Source organism: Halomonas zincidurans B6, assembly GCF_000731955.1.
GTDB lineage: Bacteria > Pseudomonadota > Gammaproteobacteria > Pseudomonadales > Halomonadaceae > Modicisalibacter > Modicisalibacter zincidurans.
The window spans coordinates 1,547,612-1,572,107 of the sequence record NZ_JNCK01000001.1 but is presented as its reverse complement, the minus strand read 5'-3'; the positions used below and the strand labels follow the sequence as shown (position 1 = coordinate 1,572,107).

Here is a 24,496-nt window from a genome sequence, read left to right as displayed (position 1 = left end):
CAGCCAATTGTTCAGGGCCAACTTCTTTAAGAACAACACGCTCCGGGACAACACGGCGTCGCCGTTCATTCGCCCAAGGCTGCGGCTTTCAGCAAGTTACGCGTGTAATCGCTCGTCGGACGACGCAGAACCTGCTCGCAGTCGCCGTATTCGATCACCTCGCCGTTCTTCATGACCAGCACGCGATGGGCCATGGCCCTGACGACCGCCAGGTCATGGCTGATGAAGACGTAGCTCAATCCGCGGCGAGCCTGAAGCTCGCGAAGCAGCGTGATCAATTGCTTCTGTACGGTACGATCGAGTGCCGACGTCGGCTCGTCGAGTATCAGCAGTTCGGGCTCGAGGATGATCGCCCGGGCAATGGCGATACGCTGGCGTTGTCCGCCCGAGAATTCATGCGGATAGCGTGATGCCACATCTTCCGGCAGACCGACTTCCCGCAAGCTGACGGCGACGCGCTCGCTGACCGTCTGCTCGGTGAGCTGTGGGTTATGAAAGCGCAGTCCCTCGCTGATGATTTCTCTCACCGGCATGCGCGGGGAAAGCGAACCATAGGGATCCTGAAAGACGATCTGCATGTTTCGGCGTTGCTTGCGCAGGCGATTGCCGGTGAGGGTATCCAGGCGCGTTTCGCCGAGCGTGACCCGGCCGGTGGCCCGGTTGAGGCGCAGCAGCGCCAGACCCAACGTGGTCTTGCCCGACCCCGACTCGCCGACGATGCCCAGCGTTTCGCCGCGGGCCAGGCTCAGATCGAGCGGCTGTAGCGCAACGAACGGCGCCCGGCGGCGGGCGAACAAACGCCGCGATCGGGGGAAAGCGACCGAAAGACGGCGAGCCGTGAGAAGCGTGTCTTGCGTCTGACAAGGAGCAGGGCGTCCCTCGGGCTCGGCGGCCAGCAATAGCCGTGTGTATTCGCTGCTCGGCCGCTCGAACACCTCATGGACCTCTCCGCTTTCCTGCTCGCGTCCCCGGTAGAGCACGCAGACGCGATCGGCATGACGACGCACCAGATTAAGGTCATGAGTGATGAACAGCATGGCCATTGCGTGGCGCTGCTGGAGATCGCGCAATAGCTGCAGTATCTCCTGCTGAACGGTGACATCGAGGGCGGTGGTGGGCTCGTCGGCAATCAGCAGGCGTGGACGATTGGCGATAGCGATGGCGATCATGACCCGCTGCCGCTGTCCGCCGGAGAGTTGGTGGGGCCAGGCGTCGAGGAGCTCATCGGGGCGTGGCAGGCGCACCTGCTCGAGGAGCTCGCGGGCCTTTTGCCGCGCCGTACCCTTGGTGATGTCACTATGCAGGCGTAGCGCTTCGCCGAGCTGCTTGCCGATCGTGTGCAAGGGGTTCAACGAAGTCATCGGTTCCTGGAAGATGAATCCCACCTGATTGCCACGCAGTTGATGCCATTGGCGTGCATCGAGTTCCGACAGGTCGCGACCCGCCAGTTCACGGCTTCCTTCGATCCGTGCATTGCCGGGAAGCAGCCCCATCGCCCCCAGGGCAGTGACCGACTTCCCCGAGCCCGATTCGCCGACCAGCGCCAGGGTTTCCCCGGCGCGTACGCTCAACGTGAGCCGTTCGACGACCTGTAGCGCATCGAAGGCGATGGAGAAATTCTTCAGGGACAACACGCTGTCGCCGCTCATCGGCTGGCCTCCGCGCTGTCGGTGTGGCGTCTTTCGTCATGCGTGGCACCCGCCTGGATGGCGCCACTCGAGGCCTGGATATGCCGGGGATCGAAGGCATCGCGCAGTCCCTCGCCGATGAACACCAGCAACGACAGCATCAGGCTCAGCGTGACGAAGGCGGTGATGCCCAGCCAGGGCGCCTGAAGGTTGTTCTTGCCCTGGGCCACCAGTTCGCCGAGCGACGGCGAGCCGGGCGGCAGGCCGAAGCCGAGGAAATCCAGCGCGGTCAAGGTGGTGATCGCCCCGGTGAACAGGAAAGGGATGAAGGTCAAGGTGGCGACCATCGCGTTGGGCAGCACATGACGCCACATGATGAGCCGCGAGGGCAGACCCAGGGCGCGTGCGGCGCGCACGTATTCGAGGTTGCGCGCCCGCAGGAATTCGGCGCGCACGATATCCACCAGCCCCAGCCACGAGAACAGCAGCATGATGCCCAGCAACCACCAGATGTTGGGCTCGACCAGGCTGGCGAGGATGATCAGCAGGAACAGCACCGGCAGCCCCGACCAGATTTCGGAAAGGCGCTGGCCGACCAGGTCGACCTTGCCGCCGAAGTAACCCTGAATGCCGCCGAAGGTCACGCCGAGAATCAGCGAGCCACCGGTCAGGGCCAGCGCGAACAACACCGAGAGCCGAAAACCGTAGATCACTCTGGCGAGCACGTCCCGGCCCTGATCGTCGGTTCCCAGCCAATGGCGCAGATCGGGGGGCGAAGGAGCCGGCTGGCCGAGTTGCCGATCGAGGGTGTCGTAGGAAAAGGGAATCGGCGGCCACAGCATCCAGCCATTTTCGTTGATTTCCTCCTGGACGAATTCATCGCGATAGTCGGTCGTGGTCGGCAGAAAGCCGCCGAACTCGGTTTCCGGGTAATCCACCAGCAAGGGCACGTACCAACCATCCAGATAATGCACGACCAGCGGCTTGTCGTTCGCGATCAGCTCGGCGCAAAGGCTGAGCATGAATAGAACGGCAAACGTCCACAGCGACCAGCGTGCCCGAGGGTTGCCGCGAAATACCGCCAGCCGTCGCCGCATGATCGGCGACACACGCATCCGCTTGTTCTGTGCCATTGACGTCATGCTTCCCGAGTATCGAAGTCGATGCGTGGATCGACCCACACGTAGGTCAGATCGGAGATCAGCTTGAGTATCAGGCCGATCAGGGTATACAGATAGAGCGTGCCGAAGATCACCGGATAGTCGCGCTGCATCACCGCCTCGAAGCCCAGCAGGCCCAGGCCGTTGAGCGAGAAGATCACTTCGATGAGCAGCGAGCCGGTGAAGAAGATACCCACCAGCGCGGCCGGTAGCCCGGCGATGATCAGCAGCATGGCGTTGCGGAACACATGCCCGTAGAGGACGCCGCGATCGCTGGCTCCCTTGGCGCGTGCGGTCAGCACGTACTGCTTGTGAATCTCGTCCAGGAAGCTGTTCTTGGTCAGCATGGTCAGCGTCGCGAAGCTGCCGATCGCCGTGGCGATCACCGGCAGGGTGATATGCCACAGGTAATCGCCGACCTTGGCCAGCGGTGAAAGCTCGTCGAAGTTGGCCGAGGTCAGCCCGCGCAGCGGGAAGAGGTCGAAATAGCTGCCGCCGGCGAACAGCACGATCAGGAGTATGGCGAACAGGAAGCCGGGAATCGCATAGCCGACGATGACCAGCCCCGATGTCCATACGTCGAAGCGGGACCCGTGGTGGAGCGCCTTGCGAATGCCCATCGGGATCGAGATCAGATAGACCAGCAAGGTACTCCAGAGCCCCAGCGAGATCGATACCGGCAGGCGTTCGAGTATCAGATCGACGACCGGGCGACCGCGAAAGAAGCTATCGCCGAAATCGAAAGTGGCGTAATCGCCGATCATCCCCAGGAATCGCTGATAGGGCGGCTCATCGAAACCGAACTGCTCTTCGAGCTGGGCGATGAATCGCGGGTCGACGCCGCGCGAGCCGCGCGAAGCCTGCGTACCACTGGACGGATCGCCGCCACCGCCGTCGAGTCGCGTGCTGGAATTGCTGTCGAGTCCCTGATAACGGGCGATGATCTGATCGATGGGGCCGCCCGGAGCGGCCTGGACGATGACGAAATTGAGCAGCATGATTCCCAGCAGCGTGGGGACCATTAACAGCATGCGTCGGAGAATATAAGCCGCCACGAGTGCCTATCACCCCCCGCCGTTCTGACGTTGATTGATCGTCTTGGCGCGTTGCGGATCGACCCACCAGGCATCGAGATCGAGCGTGTACTGGGGGAAGGGCTGGGGATAGCCGAACTTGTCCCATACCGCGATGCGCGTGCCGTCGAGATGAAACTGGGGGATCACGTAAAAGCCCCAGCGCAGCACCCGATCGAGCGCCTTGGCCGCGGTATCCAGCGCCTGGCGGGAATCGGCGCGGATCAGCGACTCGACCAGCGCATCGATGACGGGATCCTTCAAGCCGATCAGATTGCGACTCTGAGGCTGATCGGCATACGCCGTCGTCCAGTACTCGCGCTGTTCGTTGCCCGGATTGGCCGATTGCGGAAAGCTGCCCACGATCATGTCGTAATCGAAATTGCGCAGCCGATTGAGATACTGATTGACGTCGACGGTGCGAATCCGTCCCTGGATCCCGATCCGCTCCAGATTCTGCAGCAAGGGCTGGACGATGCGCTCGAACTGCGTGTCGTAGAGGAGAACCTCGAACGTGAAGGGTTGCCCGGTCTTGCGATCGACCAACTGCCCCTTCTGGACCTCATAGCCTGCATCACGCAGCAGGCCCAGGGCCTTGCGTAGTCGCGGGCGCAACTCTTCCGGTTGCTCGATTGGCAGCGGCTCGTCGAAAAGCCGCTCGGGAAGTTGTTCGCGGTAGGGCTCGAGCAGTGCGAGCTCGGCATCGCTGGGCAGGCCGCCAGCAGCCATGTCCGAGCCTTCGAAATAACTTCGAGTGCGCTCATAGGCGCCATAGAAGAGCTGCTCATTGAGCCAGGGAAAGTAGAAAGCCAGGTTGATGGCCTCGCGAACCCGCACGTCCTGGAACTTGTCGCGCCGCAGGTTCATGACGTAAGCCTGCATGCCGGCGGGCTGACCATCGGTGACCAGCATCTTCTCGACGAAGCCGTCGGCGACGGCCGGAAAGTCGTAGGCGGTGGCCCAGTTGCGCGCACTGGATTCGATGCGCATATCGACGTTGCCGGCCTTGAAGGCTTCCAGCGCCACGGACTGGTCGCGATAATAGTCGAAGACCAGCCGGTCGATGTTATAACGGCCGCGATTGACCGGTAGATCCTTTCCCCAGTAGTCGTCGACGCGTTGATAGACGATGCGCTGACCGGGAACGACTTCGGCAATACGATAAGGCCCCGAGCCGAGCAGCTTGTCGAGGGTCGGGGCGGTGAAATCGCGTGTTGCCCAGTAATCCTTGGGCAACACGGGCAATTGCCCGAGGATCAACGGCAACTCACGGGAATTTTCGGCGGCGAACTCGAAGCGCACGGTGTCCTCGTCGAGGGCCTGGGCCGAGGTGACATCGGCGTAATAGCCGGCATAGAAAGGCTGGCCCTCGTCGCGCAGCAGGCGGAAGCTGAACACCACGTCATCGGCCGTGACCGGCGTGCCATCGTTAAAGCGCGCGGCGGGGTCGATATCGAATTCCATCCAGCGGCGCTCGGGATCGAGACGAATGCCCGAGGCCAGCAACCCGTACATCGAAAAGGGCTCGTCGGGATTGCTGGCCATCAGCGTATCGTAGATGGCCATAAGGCCGCTGGCCGGTGTGCCCTTGATGATGAACGGGTTGGTCGAGTCGAAGCTGCCCTGCGCGGCGCGGACCAGCTCGCCGCCCTTCGGGGCATCGGGATTGACGTAGGGGAAGTACTTGAAATCGGCCGGCAGCGCAGGCTTGCCGTAGAGCGCCAGGCCACGGACCGTCGGCACCTGGGCGGCGTCGGCGGCCAAGGCCGCCCCGGGGAGCGTCAACACGGCGGCCGCCAGCAGCGCAGCCAGGCGATTGCGTAACATCGACGAGATCCTTCTGATCGCGCGACTGGCGCGCCTTGCTGGTAATGAACCGCTGTTCATGATCGGCTTGTGCCACCGATTAGCGGAGTGAAACGCATTGTTGAGTGACGCACTTCAACTTAGTTTGCCAGATACAGTGTCAGGCGTTGACCGGGTTGTAAATACTGGTTGCTGTCGAGCGCATTCCAGCGCGCGATATCCGAGGCGGTAACGTCATGACGCTGGGCGATACCGCTGAGACTGTCCCCGGGCTTGACTTGTACCACCAAAGTGTCCGCACGGGAGTCAGGCGTCTTACGACCTTGCGGAACCCGCAAGGTCTGGCCGATGCGGATGATATCGCCATTCAGGCGATTCTCCTGTCGCAGCACACTGACGGGCACCGCATAGCGGTTGGCTATCGCCGATAGGGTGTCGCCGCGCTTGACCCGATAGCGCTGCCAGCTGGCCATGGCTCGAGGCGGTTGGTCGGCGAGCGCGGTTATCAGCGTTTCTCGCGCCTGGATCGGAACCAGCAGGGTCGAAGCGTCACGCGGCAGCGTCACGTCCTGAAGCAATCCGGGATTGAGCGCTTCCAGCTTGGCTTCGCTGACATCGGCCAGCTTGGCGGCCTGTTCGAGATCGATCTGGCCGGGTACCTGGACGCGTGCGAAGGCGGGCTTGTTGGCGATGGCGGGCAGGCTGATGCCGTACTCGTCCGGGCGGGCGATGATCTGGGAGAGCGCCAGTAGCTTGGGTACATAGCTCATCGTCTGGCGCGGCAGCCGAAGGTCCCAGTAACTTCCCGACTTGCCCTGAGCGAGCGCCCGGCGTATCGCTCGGTTGACGGTCCCGGCGCCGGCATTGTAGGCCGCCAGCGCAAGCTCGAAATCCCCGTCATACCACTGGTCGGCCTGCTGCTGAAGATAATCGAGTGCGGCGCGCGTCGAACTGATCACGTCGAAACGGCCGTCGTACCACCAGTCGCGCCGCAATCCCAGTGCGTCGCCGGTGCCGGGCATCAATTGCCACAGGCCGGTAGCGCCGCCGGGATTCTGGGCAGTAGGGTCGTAGGCGCTTTCGATGAAGGGAAGCAGGGCAATCTCGCCGGGCATGTCGCGACGCTCGAGCTCCTCCATGACCCAGTAAAGCCAGGGGCTTGCCTGCCGGGCGATCGCGGTCACGTTGTCGGGAGACTTGCGATAATATTCCAGCCAGCGCTGAACGCGCGGTTCGTCGGCATCCACCTGCCACTGAAAATCGTTGCGTAGACGCGCCCAGGCGTCCTTGCTCGCGGCGGGTTCCAGTATCAGCTCGTTCCAGAAGGTCGGGGGCGTCTGCGGTTGTGCCTGCGCGGCGCCCACGGCCAGGGCCAGCATCAAGCCGCCCGCCAGGCCGTGAGCCCGGCGGCGGGACGATCGGTGAGTCATGTCGGGGCTTCCTCGTGGGCGCGATCAATGGCGTCCATGGGGTTCAAAAGCGGTCCTTCCAGGAGCGCAGCGTGGCAAATGTATTCAGCGGCGTATCCGCCGCGCCCTGCGTCGCGGCTCGTGTCCGCACGGCCTCGCCGGAGACCCGCAGGAAAGGGTTGATCTGGCGTTCGCGGCCGATATTGCTGGGCAGGGTGGGGCGCGCAAGGTCGCGGGCCTGCTGGCACTCGCTCAGGTAGCGATCGCGGGCCGGGTTGTCCGGCTCGGCGGCTTGGGCGAAGCGCAGATTGGCCAGCGTGTATTCGTGTGCGGCGAACACCAGCGTGTCATCCGGCAGAGCGCTCAAGCGGGTCAGCGCCTCGTGCATCTGCTCGGGCGTGCCTTCGAAGAGACGACCACAGCCCCCCGAGAACAGCGTGTCGCCACAGAACAGCAGCGGTGGGGTTCCGGCAGCAAAGAAGGCGATATGATCGAGGGTATGACCGGGGACCGCCATGATCTCGAATCGGCGCCCCAGGACGCGACATTCGTCGCCGTCGCCCAGTCGCTCGTCGAGCGCCTTGATATCGGGATTGTCGGGGCCGATGACGTGGGGGGCGTAGCGCTTGGCGAGCTCCGCGAGGCCGCCGGTATGATCATGATGATGATGGGTGATCAGCACGCTTGTCAGGTCGAGTCCCTCGCGTTCGAGCAGCTCGACCACCGGTGCGGCGTCGCCGGGATCGACGACAGCAACATCGTTGCTGGTATCCTGGCGCAACAGCCAGATATAGTTGTCGCTGAAAGCCGGAATGGGTGTCACGCTCAACATGAAGAGTTTATCCTCGGCGCGGTTGACGGCAGCCAGAACAGTCCATGATTAACCGTTATCCGCACGTACGTGGCGCAATTCCGGCTGCGTAAAATGGCCAACCTTGGGGGGATCGAGGCGCTGTGTCAAATTCGCAGTCAACGGTCGAATTGGCTCGACTAATGCGCGAGGGACGTCGCTACTGGTCGACGCAAGCCGGCTTGGCTCATTGGCAGGCCGAGCGGGCGTGCCTGGGGCCGATATGCGAAAATCTCTTTGGCGCTCATAGTTTACAGCTGGGAATGGCGCCCCGGCTCAGTGACATGTGCCCCATTCGTCACTCCCTGACCTGGTCACCGACCCGCGAACTCGCCAACGATGCGGCAACCGTGATCAGTGCGCCCGACAGCCTGCCGCTAGACGATGAAAGCATGACTCTCGTGGTCATCCACCATCTGCTCGAGGTCATGCCCGAGCCGCATCGGCTCCTTCAGGAGGCGACGCGGCTGGTCGCCGACGAGGGTCGCCTGGTTGTGTTCGGCTGGTCGCCCTGGAGCTTCGAGGGGTGTCGCCGGCCCTGGGCCGGGCGCCGCAAGGTCTTGCCCTGGCGCGGCCAGTGGCGGACGCCGGGACGGCTCAAGGACTGGTTGGCGTTTGTCGACTTCGAGATCGAGCGGGTAGACTACTGCGGGTTTCGCCTGCTCGGCGGATACCCGCGCAACGCCGCTCTGGAAACCCTCGGGCGACGCCACAACCTGCCCCTGGCAGATGCCTACATGATTCGTGCGCGGCGCCGCAGTCAGTGGGCACAGGTCGTTCGACCGCGATTGCGCACGCCTGCCGTGGGGCGCTCGCTGTTGGGACACGCCCCGCGGGTGGCAAGCAACGAGCATGAACGCGAAAGGATGACCGAGGTTGACTGAACACGACTTACCCCGGGTAACGATTTATACCGACGGCGCTTGTCGCGGCAATCCCGGCCCGGGTGGCTGGGGTGCCCTGCTCAGGGCCGGCGAACACGAGAAGACGCTCAACGGCTTCGAGCGCCAGACCACCAACAATCGCATGGAATTGACGGCCGCGATCATGGCGCTGCGTGAACTCAAGCGCCCCTGCCGCGTCGCCCTGCATACCGACTCGGAATATCTGCGCAAGGGCATCACCGAGTGGATCCACGGTTGGCAGAAGCGCGGCTGGAAGACTGCCGCCCGGCAGCCGGTCAAGAATGCCGAATTGTGGCGGGCGCTGTTGATCGAGTCGCAGCGCCACCAGATGGAATGGCACTGGGTCAAGGGACACGGCGGCCACCCCGGCAACGAACGTGCCGATGCCCTGGCCAATGCGGCCATCGACGCGGCAACGCTGGCGAACTGAGCCGACGCTGCGCTTCCCTCCTCAACGAATATCGAGATTGTCATGCGCCAGATCGTCCTCGACACCGAAACGACCGGTATCGACCCCAAGGAGGGGCATCGCTTGATCGAGATCGGCGCCGTCGAAGTGGTCAATCGACGGCTGACCGGTCGCAGCTATCATCAGTACATCAACCCCGATCGAAGCATCGAGGCCGAAGCCGTCGGAATCCATGGCATCACCGACGAGCGCGTGGCCAATGAGCCGCGCTTTGCCGAGATTGCCGATGCATTCTGGGAGTTCATTCACGGTGCGGAACTCATCATACACAACGCGGCATTCGACGTTGGTTTCATCGACCATGAGTTCCAGCTGTTGAAGGCCCTGCGTGGCGAGCCGGTGCTGGGTCCCGTCGCCGATCATTGCCAAATTCTCGATACGCTGAAGATGGCGCGGGACCGGCACCCGGGTCAGCGCAACAGTCTCGATGCGTTGTGCAAGCGCTACGAGATCGACAACGGCCACCGGGTGTTGCACGGCGCCTTGCTGGATGCCGAGATACTGGCCGATGTCTATCTGGCCATGACCGGTGGCCAGACGGCCTTGACCCTCGATGCCGACGTTGGCAAGGCGGTTGAAGGCGGCGCCGCGGCGAGCCGGATCCGCCGTCTGCCGACGAATCGCCCGCGGCTTGTCGTGTCGGTACCCAGTGATGAGGAGTGGGCCGCGCATCAGGCCAAGCTGGCGAGCATCCGCGACTCGGCGGGTGAGTGCCGCTGGGACGCGATGGGCGACTGGCATTCGCGGCCGGTCGAGCCGTGATGTTTCGCCGCGACCTGCCTGGCGCCGAACGCCACAGCGGCGGAGTGTACATTCGCATGGACCGGCGCGGGCGTGTCGCCCCGGGGCGAGACGGCAGCTTTCTCGAGAGCGTCGCGACCTGGCCCGACGGGGTTCAGCCGCTGGGCTTCTGGCACGACCTGCCGGTGGCCGTGCTCGTCGAGGCGGAGGAGCAGGACTGGCCGTCGGCGCGGCAATGGCTCGGCGAGCTGGGCGAGTCGCACTTCATGTTGCTGTCCACCGCGCTGCAGGTGGTGACCTGGCAGCGCGACCATCGTTTCTGTGGGCGTTGCGCCAGCCCGACTCGGCGGATTGCCGGCGAATTCGCCATGCATTGCGATCGCTGCGGCCAGCGTAGCTATCCGCGCATCTCGCCCTGCATCATCACGCTAGTCGCCCACGGCGAGGATCTGCTGCTGGCACGCAGTCCGCGCTTTCCGCCTGGACGCTATTCGACCCTGGCCGGCTTCATCGAGCCCGGCGAGGCCGCCGAGGACGCCGTGCGCCGCGAGGTGTACGAGGAAGTGGGGCTGAGCGTCGGGCGCGTTGCCTACTTCCGCAGTCAGTCCTGGCCCTTTCCGCACTCGCTGATGCTGGGCTTCTTCGCCGAAGCCGCCAGCCGACGCATTCGCATCGATGGCGTCGAGATCGCCGATGCGGCATGGTTCACCCCCCGCCGGCTGCCGCAACTGCCACCGGCCTATTCGATCTCGCGGGCGCTGATCGAGGCCCACCTGCAAGGCGTCCGGACCGGGTAGGCGACCGCAAGGCCGCGATCGGCTATAATCCCCGCCCACGCCCAGCCACGCATCACCTGCGAGGGTTCCCTCACCCCTCGGTATCCATCGTCAGTAAAAAGGACCTTTAAATGCTTGCGCTGACCGACACCCAATATCGGCGCTGCCTGCTGGTCATGGTGGCGTTGCAGCTGGCGGTGATTACTGCCAGCAACTATCTAGTGCAGCTGCCTTTCACGATCGCTGGATTGTATACCACCTGGGGCGCGTTCAGCTTCCCGTTCATCTTCCTGGCGACGGATCTTACCGTTCGGTTATTCGGAAAGACGCCGGCGCGCCTGATCATCGCCCGCGTGATGTTCCCGGCACTGATCATCTCTTACCTGCTCTCGGTGCTGTTCGAGAAGGGTGAGTTTCGCAGCCTGGCAGCGCTGGGCGAGTTCAATCTGTTCGTCGCGCGCATCGCCCTGGCCAGCTTCATGGCTTACGTGATCGGCCAGCTACTCGATATCCAGGTCTTCGATCGTCTGCGGCGCAACGCTCGCTGGTGGGTGGCGCCGGCGTTGTCGACGGTCGTCGGCAACCTCGCCGATACTTTCGTGTTCTTTTCGGTCGCCTTTCATAACGGGCCGGATGCCTTCATGGCCGGTCACTGGGTGGGAATCGCCTGGGTCGATTACGCCGTCAAGCTGAGTATTTCGTTACTGTTATTCTTGCCCATGTACGGGTTGCTGCTGGGATGGCTGACACGTCGTCTACTGAGCTGGGGGGCGCAGCCGACCCACGAGGGCGTGTAAGCATGCGGTTACCGAGATTCCTCCATTCGCGTTGATACAGGAGAGGCTTCGCATGACCCGAACCGTCGCTTTGCATCATCAGCTCGGCGGCCCCGAGCAAGGCGTGCCGCTGGTGGTTCTCCATGGCCTGTTCGGCAGTGCCGACAACTGGCGCTCGCATGCCAGGCAATGGCAGGCGCAGCGTCGAGTGGTGGTCGTCGACCTGCGCAATCATGGTCGTTCGCCGCATGCGGCGACCATGAACTATGCGGTGATGGCCGAGGATGTCGTTGCGCTGCTCGATCAATTGGGAATAGAACGCTGCGATCTGCTGGGCCATTCGATGGGCGGCAAGGTCGCCCTTAGCGTGGCGCGTCTTTATCCGCAGCGCCTGGCGTCGCTGATCGTCGCCGATATCGCCCCGGTGGCCTATGATCACGGTCACGAGACCATTTTCGGGGCCATGCGGCAGGTCGAGCGCGATGCGCCCGAGTCCCGCAAGCAAGCCGATTCGGCGATGGCCGCGCATGTCGAGACGCCGGCGATACGCAGGTTCCTGGCAACCAATCTGGAGCGCGGCGATGACGGCATCATGCGCTGGCGCGTCGGGCTCGACGAGATCGAGGCGGCCTATGCCGATATCGCCGCCGAGCCGGCCGGCGAGGGCAGCTATTCGGGCCCGACCCTGGTCGTGCGCGGGAGCCGCTCGGATTACGTCGAGGATGCCCTGCTGCCCCAGGTCAAGGCGGTATTGCCCGCAGCGCAAGTCGTCACCCTGGAGGCGGGGCATTGGCTGCATGCCGAGGCGCCGAAGGCCTTTCACGAGGCCGTGGATACGTTTCTGGCCGAACGTGGCCATGAGGAAAACTGAGACGAGTGCGCTCGGTGGCGGTGCCCGTCAGGGCGTCTCGATCTCGACGGCGAGGCGTGATACCGGGGAGAGTTGCTCGATCAGTCCCTGGGCTTTCAGATAGGCTTCGAAGCGCGCATAGCGCTGGGATTGAAGCAGGCTGGGGCGCAGTGCCAGGAGGGGCAGCACATCAGGCCAGGCGGCACGATTCTCTGGCGTATCGAGCGCTGGTTCGGCCGTTCGGATCAGCTCCCAGCCGGCTTGTGGATGCTTGACCAGCCAGGCGGTGGCCTGTTCCAGGGCCTCGAGGAAATTACCGATATCACTGCGGTGCTTGCCCAGGTCGTCGCGGTTGGCCACCAGGATCAGCGCATCGTACAGGGGACTGGCACTATCGTCGGTAGAGAATTCACGGGTGGCTACACCCTGCTGGGCGTTCTGACGACGGTCCAGCGGTCTCAAGGTGCCGACGACGGCGTCGACATCGCCACCCACCAGGGCCTGGCTGAGCGAGAAGTCGACGTGCTTGAGGGTGACCTGCTCGACACCAAAACTCTGCTGTTCGAATAGAGCATCGAGCAGTACCCGGGCTTCGTCTTCTACCGCATAGCCGATGGTTTTACCCTTGAGATCGGTTAATGAGGAAATGCCGCGATCCGCGCGGGCCAGAATCCCGCTGAGCGGCACGGGAATCAGCGTGCCGACCCTGACCAGGGGGAGACCGCGGTCGACCAGCCGATGCAAGGTAGGCTGCGACATCAGGGCCAAGTCGGCGCGTTTGGCCGCCACCAGCTTGGGCGGCACGTTGGGGTCGGCCGGGGCGCTGAAGGTGACGTCAAGCCCTTCCTGTTCGAACAGGCCGCGTTCGCGGGCGACGATCAGCGCCGCATGGTAGGGGTTGATGTACCAGTCGAGCATCACGCGCAGGCTGTGGGTCGGCGGCGGCGTGATGGTTTCCGGCTCATTCTGGGCGAAGCGGGGCTCGCTAGGGGCGAGCCGCTGCGCCTCACTACCTCGGGAGAGTCCCTGAATCGGCAGGTTGTCACGAATAGCGCTGTTCGCCGCGTCATCATCGGCCTTGCCGGCTACCTGTAGCGCAGCCTCGATGGCGCTCTTGTCGAGTGGTAATGCAGCAGCCTGCACTAGCTGGGTGTCCAACGCCAAGACGAGACCTAACACAATGGCCGAAAGGCGGTTCACCAGCATCACTGACGATTCCTTCTAATACACGATGGGATGACCCGCGTAGCGGGCGGGGTGGCGCTCCAGTCTAGCCCGGTGGATATCTGACTGGCTAGCGAAGCCGTTGATTCGGCGTTTCAGATCGCTCTTGGCAATGCGCAAACGACACAGAAGGGCGCCTGCGTGGCTACCTAACGCATGACATACTAACTGGGCATCAGGAATCCGACATGGACCACAATGGATAGCATCAACACGCTGTTTCTGTTCACCGGCTCTTTGCTCGCGCTGAGTATCCTGGCAAGCCGCTTGTCATCGCTGTTCGGCCTTCCCTTGCTGTTGATCTTTCTGGGGTTGGGCATGCTCGTCGGCGAAGATGGCCTGCTGGGCATCGAGTTCAGCAACTACTCGCTGGCCTTTATCATCGGTCATCTCGCCCTGGCGATGATTCTCCTCGACGGCGGGCTGCGTACGCGCCTGAAAACCTTCCGCGTCGGCTTCAAGCCGGCGCTGTCGCTGGCAACGCTAGGGGTTTTCCTGACCAGTGGCGTCGTCGGGCTGTCTGCCATGTGGCTTCTCGATCTCACGCTCGTTCAGGGCTTGCTGGTGGGGGCAATCGTCGGGTCGACGGATGCCGCGGCGGTATTTTCGATGCTCGGCGGGCGGGGACTCGACCTGAACGAACGCGTCGGGGCCACGCTGGAAATCGAATCCGGTACCAACGATCCAATGGCCATCTTCCTGACCATGACACTGGTCGAGGTGCTTACCGGTGAGATCGGCGGCCCCGTCGACACCGTGCTGATGTTCGTCAACCAGTTCGGCTTGGGGTTGTTGATCGGCGTAGGTGGCGGCTGGCTCATCGCCAGGTTGCTGCGTTGGCTTGACCTGGCCCCCGGTCTTTACTCGTTGTTGACGCTGGGATTGGGGTTCTGCATTTTCGGACTTACCAGCGCGCTGGGCGGCAGCGGCTTCCTGGCGATCTACTTGGCCGGGCTCATGGTCGGCAACCAGCCGGGACGGCATCTCAGCTTCATTCTGCCCGTACACGACGGCCTGGCCTGGCTCAGTCAGATCGGACTATTCCTCGTGCTGGGTCTGTTGGTGAACCCGAGCGAGATGATGGACTATGCGGTCCCGGCCTCCTTGCTGTCGTTGGTGTTGATATTCGTGGCTCGTCCACTGGCTGTGATCGTGGCCATCAAGCCATTCTTTCGTTTTCGCTGGCGAGAGATCGCCTTCATATCCTGGGTCGGCTTACGCGGTGCGGTGCCGATCGTGCTGGCGATTTTTCCGGTTATCGGTGGCGTGGAAAATGCCACGTTATATTTTAACGTGGCCTTTTTCGCGGTGCTGATCTCGCTGCTCGTGCAGGGTAGCAGCCTGTCTCCCGCGGCCCGATTGACCAAGGTTCTGGTGCCTGCCCGGACCACGCCCAACCGGCGCGGCCCGCTGGGTGTCCTGCCGGAAAACGACTATGAGATGTTCGTCTATCAGGTCGAGAACGATGCCCTGGATGATACCCCCATTCGCTTGTTGCGTTTTCCTTCGGGAGCGATGATCTCGGCCCTGTTCCGGCAGCATGCGATGCTGCACCCCAAGGGCAATACCCGGTTGCGCATGGGTGACGTGCTTTGCATCATCGGCCGCAGTGACGATCTTCCCGCACTGAATCGGCTTTTCAATGGTGATGCCCGCTTGAAGCAGGAGCGCGCGTTCTTCGGCACCTTCACTCTCGACGCAGCTGCGCTGATGCGTGACGTGGCAGATGCATACGGCCTGACGTTGAGTCCTGGTGAGCAGGAGATGACACTTGGCGAGTTCGTATCACTGCGGGTTGGCGGCCATCCGGTAATCGGCGATGACATCGATTGGCACGGCTTTCAGTGGGTCATCAGCGAAATGGACGGTAACCAGGTCAAGCGCGTGGGATTGCGGCTGTACTGATCGATAGCCATGCAGGCAGTTCACTGGGGGGATCGAGTTATTGCCCGGTACAGGCTGTCGCGTGAGACCTTGGCGCGCTCTGCATGGCTCGCTCGCACTTTGGTCTGAAAGCACGCGTTTATGCACCGGGCCGGCGCAAGCTTATAACGGGTATCGTTATAGACGTTATAGAAATCGATATTTTCGGGTGTTTTGCTCAGCGGGCGGGTGACGTAAGTCATTGCTGAGAAAGGTAAGTGGCGGAGGGACAGGGATTCGAACCCTGGGAAGGCTATAAACCTTCGCCGGTTTTCAAGACCGGTGCATTCAACCGCTCTGCCATCCCTCCGGCTTACGGAGGCGTATATTACCACTTTTTTCGTCACCGTCAACTCCTGGGTAGCAATCAATACAATGCCTTACGCGCAGCGCCTGGCTGCGCCCGCATTCGGCGAAAGGTGGCTATAGGGCAAGGCGACTATGATCAGTGGAGTTCAGTGTTCTCAGGCTAGGTTAAAAGCCCGGGTGACTGCTACGGTGTAGTGGAGCGTCAGCAAGCGCTTGCATGGAGGCGATAAGGAGAGACACATGAATAGCGATCAGGTGAAAGGCAACTGGAAGCAGGTCAAGGGCGAAGCCCAGAAGCGTTGGGGAAAGCTGACCGATGACGACCTGGATGTCGTCGACGGTGAATACGAGCGTTTGGTCGGCGTTCTCCAGGAGCGTCACGGCATGGCTCGCGAGGAGGCCAAGAAAGAGGTCGATGATTTCTACGGAACGCTGTGAACCGCGCGTCAGCCACTCTGACCAATGGCGTCTGATGGGCTGATTGCGAGTGGCAGCAAGGCTAGATCGAAACAACAGGAGCAAGACATGGAAATCACGATCCTGAATGCCGGCGAGGACGAGACGGCATTCCACGAGACTGCCTCAGGCGAAGTGGGTACCGCACTACGCAAGGCGGGCAAAGACTACATCGGGCACGCAATCTGTCTGAAAATCAGCTCCTGGCGATTCAGCGGAGCGATCCGGAGGCTCTGAGCCGGCTCGAGGCGGATATGACCACGCATGCCCTCGAAGTCGCTAATGTAAGTCAGGATTCGGGGATCGCATTACGCCTGAACATGCAGGGCACTAAGAGGACCTGAGCCCTGCTGTGTTCCCGGCCCCGGTCATGCCGGGGCCTATCTTCAAGCCTTGGCGCATCAGGCACTTGTATGGTGCGAGATTCGCGGAGCGATCTGTCGAGCCATCCCCAGGGGTCTTTCGAGGTGGATGTTCATGAGCACGATGCTCGAACGTTGTGCCGTCAACCGAGCGGGTACTGACTATGTCGTGGGCGATATCCACGGTTGTTACGGCCTGCTTCAAGCGGCGCTCGAGCGCCTGGATTTCGATACTGCGCGCGATCGGTTGTTCTGCGTAGGCGACTTGATCGATCGTGGCCCCGATTCGCGGGCCTGCCTGGAGTTGACCTTCGAACCATGGTTTCACGCCGTGCGCGGCAATCATGAAGAACTTGCCGCACAGGCCCTGAAAAGCGGCGACTGGGCATTGTGGATCGAGAACGGCGGGGGCTGGGCCTTGAATGAGCGGTCTGGCGAGTTAGCTGACTTGCTGGAGGCGGCATTGTCTTGCATGCCCTACGCCATCGAGGTGGCCCTCGACGAGGCCAGCGTCGGAATCGTGCATGCCGAACCGCCGGGTGACTGGCTGGCTATCGAGCGACAGGGCCATGCGTTGAAGCAGCAGCTGACCTGGGCCCGTCGACGTATCGCTTCTCACCATGACGCCCGCATTGCCAATATCGATGGCGTGGTGGTTGGTCATACCATCCTTGCCGAGCCGATCAATCTGGGGAATGTCAGATACATCGACCTGGGGGCGTTCGGCACCGGGAATCTGCATATCGAAGCGCTGCACGAGAGCGCCCGTCACTTCTCAAGCAAAACGTAAGCCGGCAATCGAGATAAGCCATGAAAAACGCGCTATTGTGGCTTGCGCGGGGAACCCGCAGCCGGCATGCTGGGTCATACTCATAGTTCTTCCTTTAACACTCGTTTTCTTTAGCGACAGGAGTCTGAATCATGGCCTATCAGTCATCGCAGGTCAGCGATCGCCGCACGTCGGCGTTGTCGACCAACAAGGTATTGCGCAACACCTACATGCTGCTGGCAATGACGCTGCTGTTCTCGGCAGTGACCGCTAGCGTCGCCGTCGCCATGGGCGTTGGTCAGATGAACATTCTGATCTTCTTCATCGGCGCCTATGGCTTGATGTTCCTGGTCCACAAGACTGCCAACTCGGCAGCTGGGCTGTTGGCAACCTTCGCCTTCACCGGTTTCATGGGCTTCACTCTGGGTCCCGTGATCAACCTTTATCTGTCCGTGCCCAATGGCGGCCAGCTGGTCATGACCGCACTGGCCATGACCGGGGCGACCTTCGTCGGGCTGTCCGCGGTAGCCTTGATTACCCGCAAGGACTTCGGTTTCCTGAGCAACTTCCTGATGGCCGGTGCCATCGTGCTGATCCTGGCGATGGTCGTGGCGATGATCTTCAATATCGGCGCCCTGGCTCTGGCGGTTTCCGCCGGGTTCGTGCTGTTCTCTTCGGCGGTCATTCTCTACCAGACCAGCGAGATCGTGCATCGTGCCGGTGAGACCAATTACATTCTGGCGACCGTGACGCTGTACGTCTCGATCTACAACCTGTTCATCAGCCTGCTTTCGCTGCTGGGCATCATGAATAGCGATTGAGTCGGCCTGCTGTGACACGAGCCTCCGCCGGATTGCCGGCGGGGGCTCTTTTCGTTGTGCAGGTTTACGCTGACTCTCGTGAGCAGCGTGCCTGTCCGTAATGTTGCCTCTACCGCAAGGCGTGCACGACAATGAATGTTGAGCTAGCTGAGCTAGCTGATCCAGAAAGGGGACCGAAATGCGCTATGGTCTGGTTGTAATGGGCGGGCCCTATTCCCACCAAGCGTCGCATTCGGCGTTGCGCTTCGCTCAGGCCGTCATCGATCGCGGCCATCGCCTGGCAACCGTGTTCTTCTATCATGACGGGGTTTACAATGCCTCGCGGTTGAGCGCGCCGCCTCAGGATGAGCCGCACCTGGGCGATGCCTGGCTGCGCTTGGCCGAATCCCAGGGCACCGAGTTGCTGGTGTGCGTAGCGGCGGCCTTGCGGCGGGGCATGATCGATGAGCGCGAGGCGCGGCGCCACGGCAAGCCAGCCCATAATGTCGAGCCGCCGTTCGAGCTGACCGGGCTGGGCCAACTGGTGGAGGCCAGCATGACCCATGACCGCCTGGTGACGTTCGCACCCTGATGGGCATGAATGTTGGAGTGTGCATGGATTGTTGGAGTATGCATGGGTAGTCCGCAGAGGGTGCTGGTGGTGCTGCGCCACGCTCCCCATGACAGTAGTTGGCTGCGTGAAGGCCTCGACGTCGCGCTGGTGGCCGCCGCCCTTGGCCAGGACGTGACCCTGCTGTTTCTCGGCGACGGCGTCGAGGCGCTACGTGGTGGTCAGCAGGCCGGGCCGCTCGGGCAGAAGGGCAGCCATGCCACGCTCGACATGCTGACCATGTACGATATCGACGATATCCGCGCCGATATCGAGTCGTTGACCAGTCGAGGACTCACCATGGAGCGACTCAACTGGCCGGCACGCCCGGTATCTGACCAGGCCTTGCCCGGCCTGTTTGCAACGAGCGCGTCGGTCTTCAACTTCTGATGGCGCCCAGCGAGGATCCGTTCGGCCATGCTTTTGCACCTGCTTAATCGCTCTCCCGCCTCCAGCGGCGTGCCGCACGAGGTGTTGCGTGCAATGGGCCCCGACGACCGGCTGCTGTTGATGGAAGCGGGGGTCTATGGGGCGGTGGAACCCCATGCGGCGCTTTTTTCATCGCTGCATGGACGCTGCTTCGCGCTGGCCGAGGATCTCGCGTCGCGGGGCTTGAGCGAGCACTGCGCAGCGTGGATAACGGTGCTGGACATGCAAGGTTTCGTCACGTTGACGGAAGAAACCCAACGCACGGTGAGCTGGTTCTGATGAGCACCACGAGCCCCGCACGCTACGTTGCCATCGATGCGCGCCAAGTCGCCCTTGATCCCGAAGGCTATCTCGTCGATCTCGCCGACTGGTCGCCGGCCGTCGCCCAGGCGCTGGCCGCGGAAGAGGGCCGCGAGTTGACCGACGAACACTGGGAAGTGATCGATACGCTGCGCGATTTCTATCGGTGCTACGCAATGGCCCCGGCGATGCGCCCGCTGGTCAAGGCAGTCGGCCAGCGGCTGGGGCCCGACAAGGGGCGCTCCATCCATCTGATGCGCCTGTTCCCCGACAGCCCGGCCAAGGTCGCCGCGCGGCTGGCAGGGTTGCCCAAGCCCACCAATTGCCTGTAAGAGCGCCTGGTGAATTTTCTCGCACATGGCTGGTTGGCCCGCGGCGGCACGGATGAATTCCTGTATGGCAATCTGGTTGCCGATGGCGTCAAGGGCGCCGATCTGGGCGACTGGGCCCCGGCCGTCGCTGCCGGGATACGCCATCATCGACGCGTCGACGCCTGGGTGGACCAGCATTGCGTGGTGCGCGAGTCCCGTTCGCGGGCGCCGAGTTGGGGACGCCGTTACGCCGGCATCGCGCTGGACATGGTGTGGGATCATTTCGTCGCCCGGGACCATCTCGACACGGCGCTGATCGAGCGCTGCTACCGGGTGCTGGCAGCACGCACGGCACCGGCTCGCCTGGCGACGATGATGCCGCTGCTCATCGAGCAGGACTGGTTGTCGCGCTACGCCGATCTCGACTTCACCTGCACGGCCATCGCCAATCTGGGGCGGCGCCTGCAGGGCCCCAACCGTCTCGCCGAGCTAGTGCCCTGGATCGAGGCCGACTACGCGGGCCTGGAACGGGATTTCCAGGCGCTATGGCCGGCGCTCAACCGCGAACTGGGCATCAGGCGCGAAAGCTGATTATCCCTCGGGCAGCCACAGGCAGCCGATACGATCGCCTTCGTGGATATCGCTGTGCGGCGGAATGTCGGCGAGGGCCTCGGCGGCGACGCATGAAGACAGTACCGCCGAGTTCTGATCGGCGAAGGCGTGCGCGACGATGTCCGCTTCGCCGAATTCGAGCGTCACGCGCATGAAGTGGCGTCGCGCCTGGGTACGGGTCGTGAATCCCGCCCGGGCAGGCAGCCGGGGCAGCGCGGCGAGTTCGCCACAGCCCAGCAGGGCGCCGATCAACGGGCGCAGGTAGAGCCAGGCACCGACGAAACTCGAAACCGGGTTGCCGGGCAGGCCGACGAACCGCGCCTCGCCATCGGCGTGCGGCAGGCGGCCCAGCGCCAGCGGCTTGCCCGGGCGCATTGCCAGACGCCAGAGATCGAGCCGGCCGAGGCGCTCGAGCGCCGCCTTGACGTGATCCTCTTCGCCGACGCTCACCCCGCCGCAGGAGACGACAACGTCGGCTCGTTGCGCCGCCTCGCCCAGCAGGCGACAGGTCGTGGCGAAATCGTCCGGCAGCGTGGCCGTGTACACGACCTCGGCCCCGAAGCGCTCGAGCAGGCGTGTCAGCATCGGCCGGTTGCTGTTGTAGATCTGCCCCGCAGCGAGGGGTTGTCCGGGCTCGACCAGCTCATCGCCGGTGGTCAGCAGGGCGACACGCGGACGGCGACGGACGCTGACCGAAACAATGCCCTGGCCGGCAATGTGCCCCAAGGCCGCGCCCCCGAGCCGCGCCCCGGCAGGCAGCAGAGCACTGCCCACTGCCACGTCGCGGCCGCGGCGGCGCAGGTTTTCGCCGCGGGACACGTCGGACGGTATCAGCGCGCCATGCTCGCGCAACTCGACGGCTTCCTGCATCACCACGCAGTCGGCGCCCAGCGGTATCTCGCCGCCGGTGAAGATTCGCGCGCAGCTACGCGGCGCCAACGGCTGCGCTGCACTGCCGGCGGTAACGCGCTGGCTGATCGGCAGCAGCGTGCCGGCATCGGCGGCACGCAGGGCGTAACCGTCCATCGCGCTGTTATCGGCCGGCGGCACGTCGCGGGTGGCCGTCACCGACTCGGCGAGCACGCGTCCGGCGGCGTGCTCGGCCGGCAGCTGCTCGCCGGCAAGCGGCGAGACACCGGCCAGCAGTGCCTCGAGCGCGGCCTCCACGTCTTGCAGTTCGGCCTGGGCGTCAGCCATGCGTGCCTCGCCCGGGGATCACCAGGTTGGCGTAGTTGCAGGGCCGATGCCGGCTGTCGAGCTGCTCGCGCAGAATGCCGTGCCAGGCGGTGCGGCAGGCCCCGGTGGAACCCGGCAGGCAGAACACCACGGTGGCGTTGGCCAGCCCGCCGAGGCAGCGGCTCTGGATGGTCGAGCTGCCGATCTCCTGCCATGACAGGTGGCGAAAGAGTTCGCCGAAGCCATCGATGGTCTTGTCGAGCAGCACCGAGACCGCCTCGGGGGTGGAGTCGCGCCCGGTGAAGCCGGTCCCGCCGGTGGTCAGGATCACCTGGACCGCGGGATTGGCGATCCACTCGGCGATTACGGCGCGGATCCGGTAGACGTCATCGATGACGATCCGCTTGTCGATCAGCCGATGGCCGGCTTCGTCGAGACACTGCACGAGCGTCTGGCCCGAGCGGTCCGTCGACTCGTCGCGGGTATCCGAAATCGTCAATACCGCCACGCTGAGCGGTATCAAGCCTTCACGTTCGTCGCTCATGCCTTTTCCTTGCGCTGTTGACGGGCTTCCAGGGCGGCGAGCTGTTCGGGCGTGGCCGGCGCCTGGTGGTTCGCCTTCCAGTCGCTGTAGGGCATGCCGTAGACGTACTCGCGGGCCGACTCGTAGTCGAGTTCGGCGCCGCGCTCATCGGCGGCGGCAACCAGCCATTTCGCCAGGCAGTTGCGACAGAAATCGGCCAGAATCATCAGCTCGATGTTCTGGACGTCCTTGTTGGCGTCGAGATGCGCAAGCAGCCGGCGAAAGGCGGCGGCCTCGAGTTCGGTACGTGTGGCGTCGTCGAATTCACGCATGTTGATCGCTCCGCTTGGTCAAGACTGGAAAGAAGGGCGCAGGCCATATGCCGAGCAGCGCCGCGAACGATCGGCGACCTAGCCGATGTCGGCGCGGGTGCAGACGGACAATACCGTGGCGTCCGTTTCGTCGATCGAAACCAGCGCATGGCCCATGTCGCTATCGAAGTAGATGCTGTCGCCCTGCTCGAGCGCCACGGGCTCGTAGAACTCGGTGTAGAGCAGGATGCTGCCCTCGAGCACGATCAAGAACTCCTCACCATCATGACGCACCCATTCATGGAACTCGTCGAAGCTGCGCGCCCGGACGATGGTCTTGAAGGGGATCATGCGCTTCTGGGCGAGTTGATGGGAGAGTAGCTCATGCTCGTAGGTCGGCGTCGGATGGCGCTGTCCGTCGCCGGCCCTGGTCAGGTCGCGCCGTCCCATGGTGGCCGTCTGTGGCTTTGGCGGACGCAATAACTGTGGCAAATCGATGCCCAGCCCGCCGATCAGCTTCTGGACCACCGTGAAGGTCGGTGATAGCTGATTGTTCTCGATCTTGGAAAGCGTCGAGCGCGCCAGCCCGGTACGCTGACTGACGTCCTCGAGCGTCCACCGGTTGGCGAGACGGATCTCCTTGAGTCGCTTGCCGAGGCGCAGTGGCTCGACGAAAGGCTTGCGCCCGGAGGCGATCTGCAAAGCGGCGTCCTGGTCGGTTGTGGCCATTGATTGACAGTTCACGATCGGAAATCAATTTTCGTCCATGCTAGCACAGCGCTTGCCATCAAGCGCCCTGGTAGCGCCTATGATGATGCATTCTGCGACATCTTCTTGCATGCCGATTTCCGCCCTCCCGGAAACATCGTGCTCACTTTGGCGCTGCAGCGGGCAGGTAGGGCTGGCCGAGCAGGGCACATACATGGGCGGCGGCGCTGCGACCCAGGGCGTCGAGCGCATAGCCGCCTTCGAGCACCGACACCAGCCGGTTGTCGGCATGGCTACGCGCGACGCCCATGAGCAGTTCGGTGATCCAGTGATAATCGGCGTCCTCCAGGCAGATATCGCCCAGCGGATCCTCGCGGTGGGCATCGAAGCCGGCCGAGACCAGAATCAGTTCGGGGCGATGTGCCTGCAGCGCGGGCAGCCAGTCACGCTCGACCAGCTTGCGGTAATTAGCGCTGTCGCAGCCGGCATCGAGCGGCGTGTCGATGACGTTGTCGAATCCGGCGCGCAGGTGGCGCCAGGGATAGAAGGGGTACTGATAGCTGGTACAGATCAGCGTGTCGGGATCGCCACCGAAGATGTCGATCGTGCCGTTACACTGGTGAACGTCGAAGTCGATAATGGCGATGCGTCGCACGCCGTAGCGCGCCCGGGCATGAGCGGCGCCGACGGCGACGTTGTTGAAAAAGCAAAAGCCCATCGCCTCGCTGGCCTCGGCATGATGGCCCGGCGGGCGAACGGCGCAGAACGCATTGTCGGCCTGATGACGAAAGACCCGGTCGATGCCCGCAATGACGGCGCCGGCGGCGAAGCGCGCGGCATCGAGACTGTCGGGGTTCATGAACGTATCGCTGTCGAGGTTGATCAGCCCCCGCTCGGGCACGCAACGTTCGAGCGCCTTGAGATGACGCGCCGGGTGGATGCGCACCAGCTGTTCGTCGCTCGCCGGCTTGGCGTCGGCCTGCATGGTCTGTTGAAGTACCCCGGCGAGCGCCATGTGAGCGCGAATGATGTCCAGCCGCTTGGGACTTTCCGGATGGTCCGGCCCCATGTGGTGGCGATCACAATGGGGATGACTGATAAAGGCTGTGATCATCTAGGGTCTCCGGCCGACAGTTAATCACGGTAAACGCCGGCAAGGCTTGCAGGACACTGTTCTTAAGTCGTACACAGTGAACATCGTCGAGACAAGGTCGAGGCAAGGAGAGCGCA

Annotated in this window: 28 protein-coding genes and 1 tRNA gene; 16 read left to right on the top strand and 13 right to left on the bottom strand. The window is 63.1% G+C overall.

All coding sequences use genetic code 11. The annotated features are described in order from the left end of the window. Positions 1 to 65: 65 nt before the first annotated feature. The 6 genes from HALZIN_RS0107300 to gloB all read right to left on the bottom strand — a co-directional run bounded on the left by HALZIN_RS0107300 (position 66) and on the right by gloB (position 7,908). On the bottom strand, positions 66 to 1,649 hold the full coding sequence (locus HALZIN_RS0107300) for an ABC transporter ATP-binding protein (RefSeq protein WP_031383574.1): 1,584 nt from the start codon (positions 1,647 to 1,649) through the stop codon (positions 66 to 68). Then, positions 1,646 to 2,761, bottom strand: a complete 1,116-nt coding sequence (locus tag HALZIN_RS0107295) for an ABC transporter permease (protein WP_051907429.1) — start codon at positions 2,759 to 2,761, stop codon at positions 1,646 to 1,648. The genes HALZIN_RS0107300 and HALZIN_RS0107295 overlap by 4 nt, the downstream gene beginning before the upstream one ends. A 5-nt stretch (positions 2,762 to 2,766) precedes the next feature. After that, a complete protein-coding gene (locus tag HALZIN_RS0107290; protein ID WP_031383572.1) occupies positions 2,767 to 3,843 on the bottom strand; it encodes a microcin C ABC transporter permease YejB in 1,077 nt (358 codons plus the stop codon). A gap of 9 nt (positions 3,844 to 3,852) precedes the next feature. After that, complete coding sequence (locus tag HALZIN_RS0107285) at positions 3,853 to 5,688, bottom strand: extracellular solute-binding protein (RefSeq protein ID WP_031383571.1); 1,836 nt, start codon at positions 5,686 to 5,688, stop codon at positions 3,853 to 3,855. A gap of 119 nt (positions 5,689 to 5,807) precedes the next feature. After that, entirely contained in the window at positions 5,808 to 7,097 is a 1,290-nt protein-coding gene (locus HALZIN_RS0107280; RefSeq protein ID WP_031383570.1) for a LysM peptidoglycan-binding domain-containing protein, read from the bottom strand. A gap of 43 nt (positions 7,098 to 7,140) precedes the next feature. After that, the gene (gene gloB, locus HALZIN_RS0107275) at positions 7,141 to 7,908 is read right to left on the bottom strand and encodes a hydroxyacylglutathione hydrolase (protein WP_031383569.1); all 768 of its coding nucleotides are present in this window, start codon (positions 7,906 to 7,908) and stop codon (positions 7,141 to 7,143) included. A gap of 302 nt (positions 7,909 to 8,210) precedes the next feature. Between gloB and HALZIN_RS0107270 the strand changes: the two genes are divergently transcribed. The 6 genes from HALZIN_RS0107270 (at position 8,211) to HALZIN_RS0107245 (ending at position 12,464) form a co-directional block, all read left to right on the top strand. After that, positions 8,211 to 8,810: a class I SAM-dependent methyltransferase gene (locus tag HALZIN_RS0107270; RefSeq protein ID WP_231662666.1), complete on the top strand. Its 600-nt coding sequence runs from the start codon at positions 8,211 to 8,213 to the stop codon at positions 8,808 to 8,810. Then, entirely contained in the window at positions 8,803 to 9,261 is a 459-nt protein-coding gene (rnhA, locus tag HALZIN_RS0107265) for a ribonuclease HI (RefSeq protein ID WP_031383567.1), read from the top strand. The genes HALZIN_RS0107270 and rnhA overlap by 8 nt, the downstream gene beginning before the upstream one ends. Before the next feature lie 42 nt (positions 9,262 to 9,303). After that, positions 9,304 to 10,062 carry a DNA polymerase III subunit epsilon gene (dnaQ, locus tag HALZIN_RS0107260; RefSeq protein WP_031383566.1) on the top strand — a complete coding sequence of 253 codons (759 nt, stop codon included), beginning with the start codon at positions 9,304 to 9,306 and terminating at the stop codon, positions 10,060 to 10,062. Continuing rightward, positions 10,062 to 10,838: an NAD(+) diphosphatase gene (gene nudC / locus HALZIN_RS0107255; protein WP_031383565.1), complete on the top strand. Its 777-nt coding sequence runs from the start codon at positions 10,062 to 10,064 to the stop codon at positions 10,836 to 10,838. The genes dnaQ and nudC overlap by 1 nt, the downstream gene beginning before the upstream one ends. A 110-nt stretch (positions 10,839 to 10,948) precedes the next feature. Further along, positions 10,949 to 11,614, top strand: coding sequence for a 7-cyano-7-deazaguanine/7-aminomethyl-7-deazaguanine transporter (locus tag HALZIN_RS0107250; RefSeq protein WP_031383564.1), 666 nt, complete (start codon positions 10,949 to 10,951; stop codon positions 11,612 to 11,614). 52 nt (positions 11,615 to 11,666) lie between these two features. Next, positions 11,667 to 12,464: an alpha/beta fold hydrolase gene (locus tag HALZIN_RS0107245; RefSeq protein WP_031383563.1), complete on the top strand. Its 798-nt coding sequence runs from the start codon at positions 11,667 to 11,669 to the stop codon at positions 12,462 to 12,464. 27 nt (positions 12,465 to 12,491) lie between these two features. On the opposite strand, the gene HALZIN_RS0107240 is transcribed toward HALZIN_RS0107245, so the two are convergent. Beyond that, positions 12,492 to 13,649, bottom strand: coding sequence for an ABC transporter substrate-binding protein (locus tag HALZIN_RS0107240; protein ID WP_051907428.1), 1,158 nt, complete (start codon positions 13,647 to 13,649; stop codon positions 12,492 to 12,494). Positions 13,650 to 13,865: 216 nt separating this feature from the next. Between HALZIN_RS0107240 and HALZIN_RS0107235 the strand changes: the two genes are divergently transcribed. After that, positions 13,866 to 15,572: a potassium/proton antiporter gene (locus HALZIN_RS0107235; protein WP_031383561.1), complete on the top strand. Its 1,707-nt coding sequence runs from the start codon at positions 13,866 to 13,868 to the stop codon at positions 15,570 to 15,572. A gap of 237 nt (positions 15,573 to 15,809) precedes the next feature. Here the strand turns inward: HALZIN_RS0107235 and HALZIN_RS0107230 are convergent. Then, positions 15,810 to 15,900 (bottom strand) — tRNA-Ser (locus HALZIN_RS0107230). Positions 15,901 to 16,139: 239 nt separating this feature from the next. Here HALZIN_RS0107230 and HALZIN_RS0107225 point away from each other — a divergent pair. The 9 genes from HALZIN_RS0107225 to HALZIN_RS0107185 all read left to right on the top strand — a co-directional run bounded on the left by HALZIN_RS0107225 (position 16,140) and on the right by HALZIN_RS0107185 (position 20,527). Continuing rightward, the gene (locus tag HALZIN_RS0107225; protein WP_031383560.1) at positions 16,140 to 16,337 is read left to right on the top strand and encodes a CsbD family protein; all 198 of its coding nucleotides are present in this window, start codon (positions 16,140 to 16,142) and stop codon (positions 16,335 to 16,337) included. Positions 16,338 to 16,424: 87 nt separating this feature from the next. Next, positions 16,425 to 16,592: a hypothetical protein gene (locus tag HALZIN_RS18060; RefSeq protein WP_160171092.1), complete on the top strand. Its 168-nt coding sequence runs from the start codon at positions 16,425 to 16,427 to the stop codon at positions 16,590 to 16,592. Positions 16,593 to 16,832: 240 nt separating this feature from the next. Further along, positions 16,833 to 17,507, top strand: a complete 675-nt coding sequence (locus tag HALZIN_RS0107215) for a metallophosphoesterase (RefSeq protein WP_035575540.1) — start codon at positions 16,833 to 16,835, stop codon at positions 17,505 to 17,507. A gap of 131 nt (positions 17,508 to 17,638) precedes the next feature. After that, the gene (locus HALZIN_RS0107210) at positions 17,639 to 18,307 is read left to right on the top strand and encodes a Bax inhibitor-1/YccA family protein (protein ID WP_031383558.1); all 669 of its coding nucleotides are present in this window, start codon (positions 17,639 to 17,641) and stop codon (positions 18,305 to 18,307) included. Positions 18,308 to 18,485: 178 nt separating this feature from the next. Then, the gene (tusD, locus tag HALZIN_RS0107205; RefSeq protein ID WP_031383557.1) at positions 18,486 to 18,878 is read left to right on the top strand and encodes a sulfurtransferase complex subunit TusD; all 393 of its coding nucleotides are present in this window, start codon (positions 18,486 to 18,488) and stop codon (positions 18,876 to 18,878) included. 42 nt (positions 18,879 to 18,920) lie between these two features. Continuing rightward, a complete protein-coding gene (tusC, locus tag HALZIN_RS0107200) occupies positions 18,921 to 19,286 on the top strand; it encodes a sulfurtransferase complex subunit TusC (protein ID WP_031383556.1) in 366 nt (121 codons plus the stop codon). 27 nt (positions 19,287 to 19,313) lie between these two features. Continuing rightward, positions 19,314 to 19,604 (top strand): sulfurtransferase complex subunit TusB, encoded by a 291-nt coding sequence (gene tusB, locus HALZIN_RS0107195; RefSeq protein ID WP_031383555.1) that lies wholly within the window; start codon positions 19,314 to 19,316, stop codon positions 19,602 to 19,604. Further along, positions 19,604 to 19,957, top strand: a complete 354-nt coding sequence (locus tag HALZIN_RS0107190; protein ID WP_031383554.1) for a TusE/DsrC/DsvC family sulfur relay protein — start codon at positions 19,604 to 19,606, stop codon at positions 19,955 to 19,957. Before tusB ends, HALZIN_RS0107190 begins: the two co-directional genes overlap by 1 nt. A gap of 9 nt (positions 19,958 to 19,966) precedes the next feature. Continuing rightward, positions 19,967 to 20,527 carry an acyl carrier protein phosphodiesterase gene (locus tag HALZIN_RS0107185; protein WP_031383553.1) on the top strand — a complete coding sequence of 187 codons (561 nt, stop codon included), beginning with the start codon at positions 19,967 to 19,969 and terminating at the stop codon, positions 20,525 to 20,527. Here HALZIN_RS0107185 and HALZIN_RS0107180 read toward each other — a convergent pair whose 3' ends face one another. The 5 genes from HALZIN_RS0107180 to HALZIN_RS0107160 form a co-directional block, all read right to left on the bottom strand. Next, positions 20,528 to 21,745 carry a molybdopterin molybdotransferase MoeA gene (locus HALZIN_RS0107180; RefSeq protein ID WP_031383552.1) on the bottom strand — a complete coding sequence of 406 codons (1,218 nt, stop codon included), beginning with the start codon at positions 21,743 to 21,745 and terminating at the stop codon, positions 20,528 to 20,530. Further along, positions 21,738 to 22,268: a molybdenum cofactor biosynthesis protein B gene (moaB, locus tag HALZIN_RS0107175; protein ID WP_031383551.1), complete on the bottom strand. Its 531-nt coding sequence runs from the start codon at positions 22,266 to 22,268 to the stop codon at positions 21,738 to 21,740. Before moaB ends, HALZIN_RS0107180 begins: the two co-directional genes overlap by 8 nt. Then, complete coding sequence (locus tag HALZIN_RS0107170; RefSeq protein WP_031383550.1) at positions 22,265 to 22,579, bottom strand: DUF1244 domain-containing protein; 315 nt, start codon at positions 22,577 to 22,579, stop codon at positions 22,265 to 22,267. Before HALZIN_RS0107170 ends, moaB begins: the two co-directional genes overlap by 4 nt. Before the next feature lie 78 nt (positions 22,580 to 22,657). Continuing rightward, positions 22,658 to 23,287, bottom strand: a complete 630-nt coding sequence (locus HALZIN_RS0107165; protein WP_031383549.1) for a helix-turn-helix domain-containing protein — start codon at positions 23,285 to 23,287, stop codon at positions 22,658 to 22,660. A gap of 142 nt (positions 23,288 to 23,429) precedes the next feature. Beyond that, on the bottom strand, positions 23,430 to 24,380 hold the full coding sequence (locus HALZIN_RS0107160; RefSeq protein WP_031383548.1) for a histone deacetylase family protein: 951 nt from the start codon (positions 24,378 to 24,380) through the stop codon (positions 23,430 to 23,432). Positions 24,381 to 24,496: the final 116 nt, after the last annotated feature.

Coding starts and splice junctions, on each gene's coding strand:
- HALZIN_RS0107300 (WP_031383574.1), bottom strand. CDS start 1,649: ATGAGCGGCGACAGCGTGTTGTCCCTGAAGAATTTCTCCATCGCCTTC.
- HALZIN_RS0107295 (WP_051907429.1), bottom strand. CDS start 2,761: ATGGCACAGAACAAGCGGATGCGTGTGTCGCCGATCATGCGGCGACGG.
- HALZIN_RS0107285 (WP_031383571.1), bottom strand. CDS start 5,688: ATGTTACGCAATCGCCTGGCTGCGCTGCTGGCGGCCGCCGTGTTGACG.
- HALZIN_RS0107280 (WP_031383570.1), bottom strand. CDS start 7,097: ATGACTCACCGATCGTCCCGCCGCCGGGCTCACGGCCTGGCGGGCGGC.
- gloB (WP_031383569.1), bottom strand. CDS start 7,908: ATGTTGAGCGTGACACCCATTCCGGCTTTCAGCGACAACTATATCTGG.
- HALZIN_RS0107270 (WP_231662666.1), top strand. CDS start 8,211: ATGTGCCCCATTCGTCACTCCCTGACCTGGTCACCGACCCGCGAACTC.
- dnaQ (WP_031383566.1), top strand. CDS start 9,304: ATGCGCCAGATCGTCCTCGACACCGAAACGACCGGTATCGACCCCAAG.
- nudC (WP_031383565.1), top strand. CDS start 10,062: ATGTTTCGCCGCGACCTGCCTGGCGCCGAACGCCACAGCGGCGGAGTG.
- HALZIN_RS0107250 (WP_031383564.1), top strand. CDS start 10,949: ATGCTTGCGCTGACCGACACCCAATATCGGCGCTGCCTGCTGGTCATG.
- HALZIN_RS0107245 (WP_031383563.1), top strand. CDS start 11,667: ATGACCCGAACCGTCGCTTTGCATCATCAGCTCGGCGGCCCCGAGCAA.
- HALZIN_RS0107240 (WP_051907428.1), bottom strand. CDS start 13,649: ATGCTGGTGAACCGCCTTTCGGCCATTGTGTTAGGTCTCGTCTTGGCG.
- HALZIN_RS0107235 (WP_031383561.1), top strand. CDS start 13,866: ATGGATAGCATCAACACGCTGTTTCTGTTCACCGGCTCTTTGCTCGCG.
- HALZIN_RS0107225 (WP_031383560.1), top strand. CDS start 16,140: ATGAATAGCGATCAGGTGAAAGGCAACTGGAAGCAGGTCAAGGGCGAA.
- HALZIN_RS18060 (WP_160171092.1), top strand. CDS start 16,425: ATGGAAATCACGATCCTGAATGCCGGCGAGGACGAGACGGCATTCCAC.
- HALZIN_RS0107215 (WP_035575540.1), top strand. CDS start 16,833: ATGAGCACGATGCTCGAACGTTGTGCCGTCAACCGAGCGGGTACTGAC.
- HALZIN_RS0107210 (WP_031383558.1), top strand. CDS start 17,639: ATGGCCTATCAGTCATCGCAGGTCAGCGATCGCCGCACGTCGGCGTTG.
- tusD (WP_031383557.1), top strand. CDS start 18,486: ATGCGCTATGGTCTGGTTGTAATGGGCGGGCCCTATTCCCACCAAGCG.
- tusC (WP_031383556.1), top strand. CDS start 18,921: ATGGGTAGTCCGCAGAGGGTGCTGGTGGTGCTGCGCCACGCTCCCCAT.
- tusB (WP_031383555.1), top strand. CDS start 19,314: ATGCTTTTGCACCTGCTTAATCGCTCTCCCGCCTCCAGCGGCGTGCCG.
- HALZIN_RS0107190 (WP_031383554.1), top strand. CDS start 19,604: ATGAGCACCACGAGCCCCGCACGCTACGTTGCCATCGATGCGCGCCAA.
- HALZIN_RS0107180 (WP_031383552.1), bottom strand. CDS start 21,745: ATGGCTGACGCCCAGGCCGAACTGCAAGACGTGGAGGCCGCGCTCGAG.
- moaB (WP_031383551.1), bottom strand. CDS start 22,268: ATGAGCGACGAACGTGAAGGCTTGATACCGCTCAGCGTGGCGGTATTG.
- HALZIN_RS0107170 (WP_031383550.1), bottom strand. CDS start 22,579: ATGCGTGAATTCGACGACGCCACACGTACCGAACTCGAGGCCGCCGCC.
- HALZIN_RS0107165 (WP_031383549.1), bottom strand. CDS start 23,287: ATGGCCACAACCGACCAGGACGCCGCTTTGCAGATCGCCTCCGGGCGC.
- HALZIN_RS0107160 (WP_031383548.1), bottom strand. CDS start 24,380: ATGATCACAGCCTTTATCAGTCATCCCCATTGTGATCGCCACCACATG.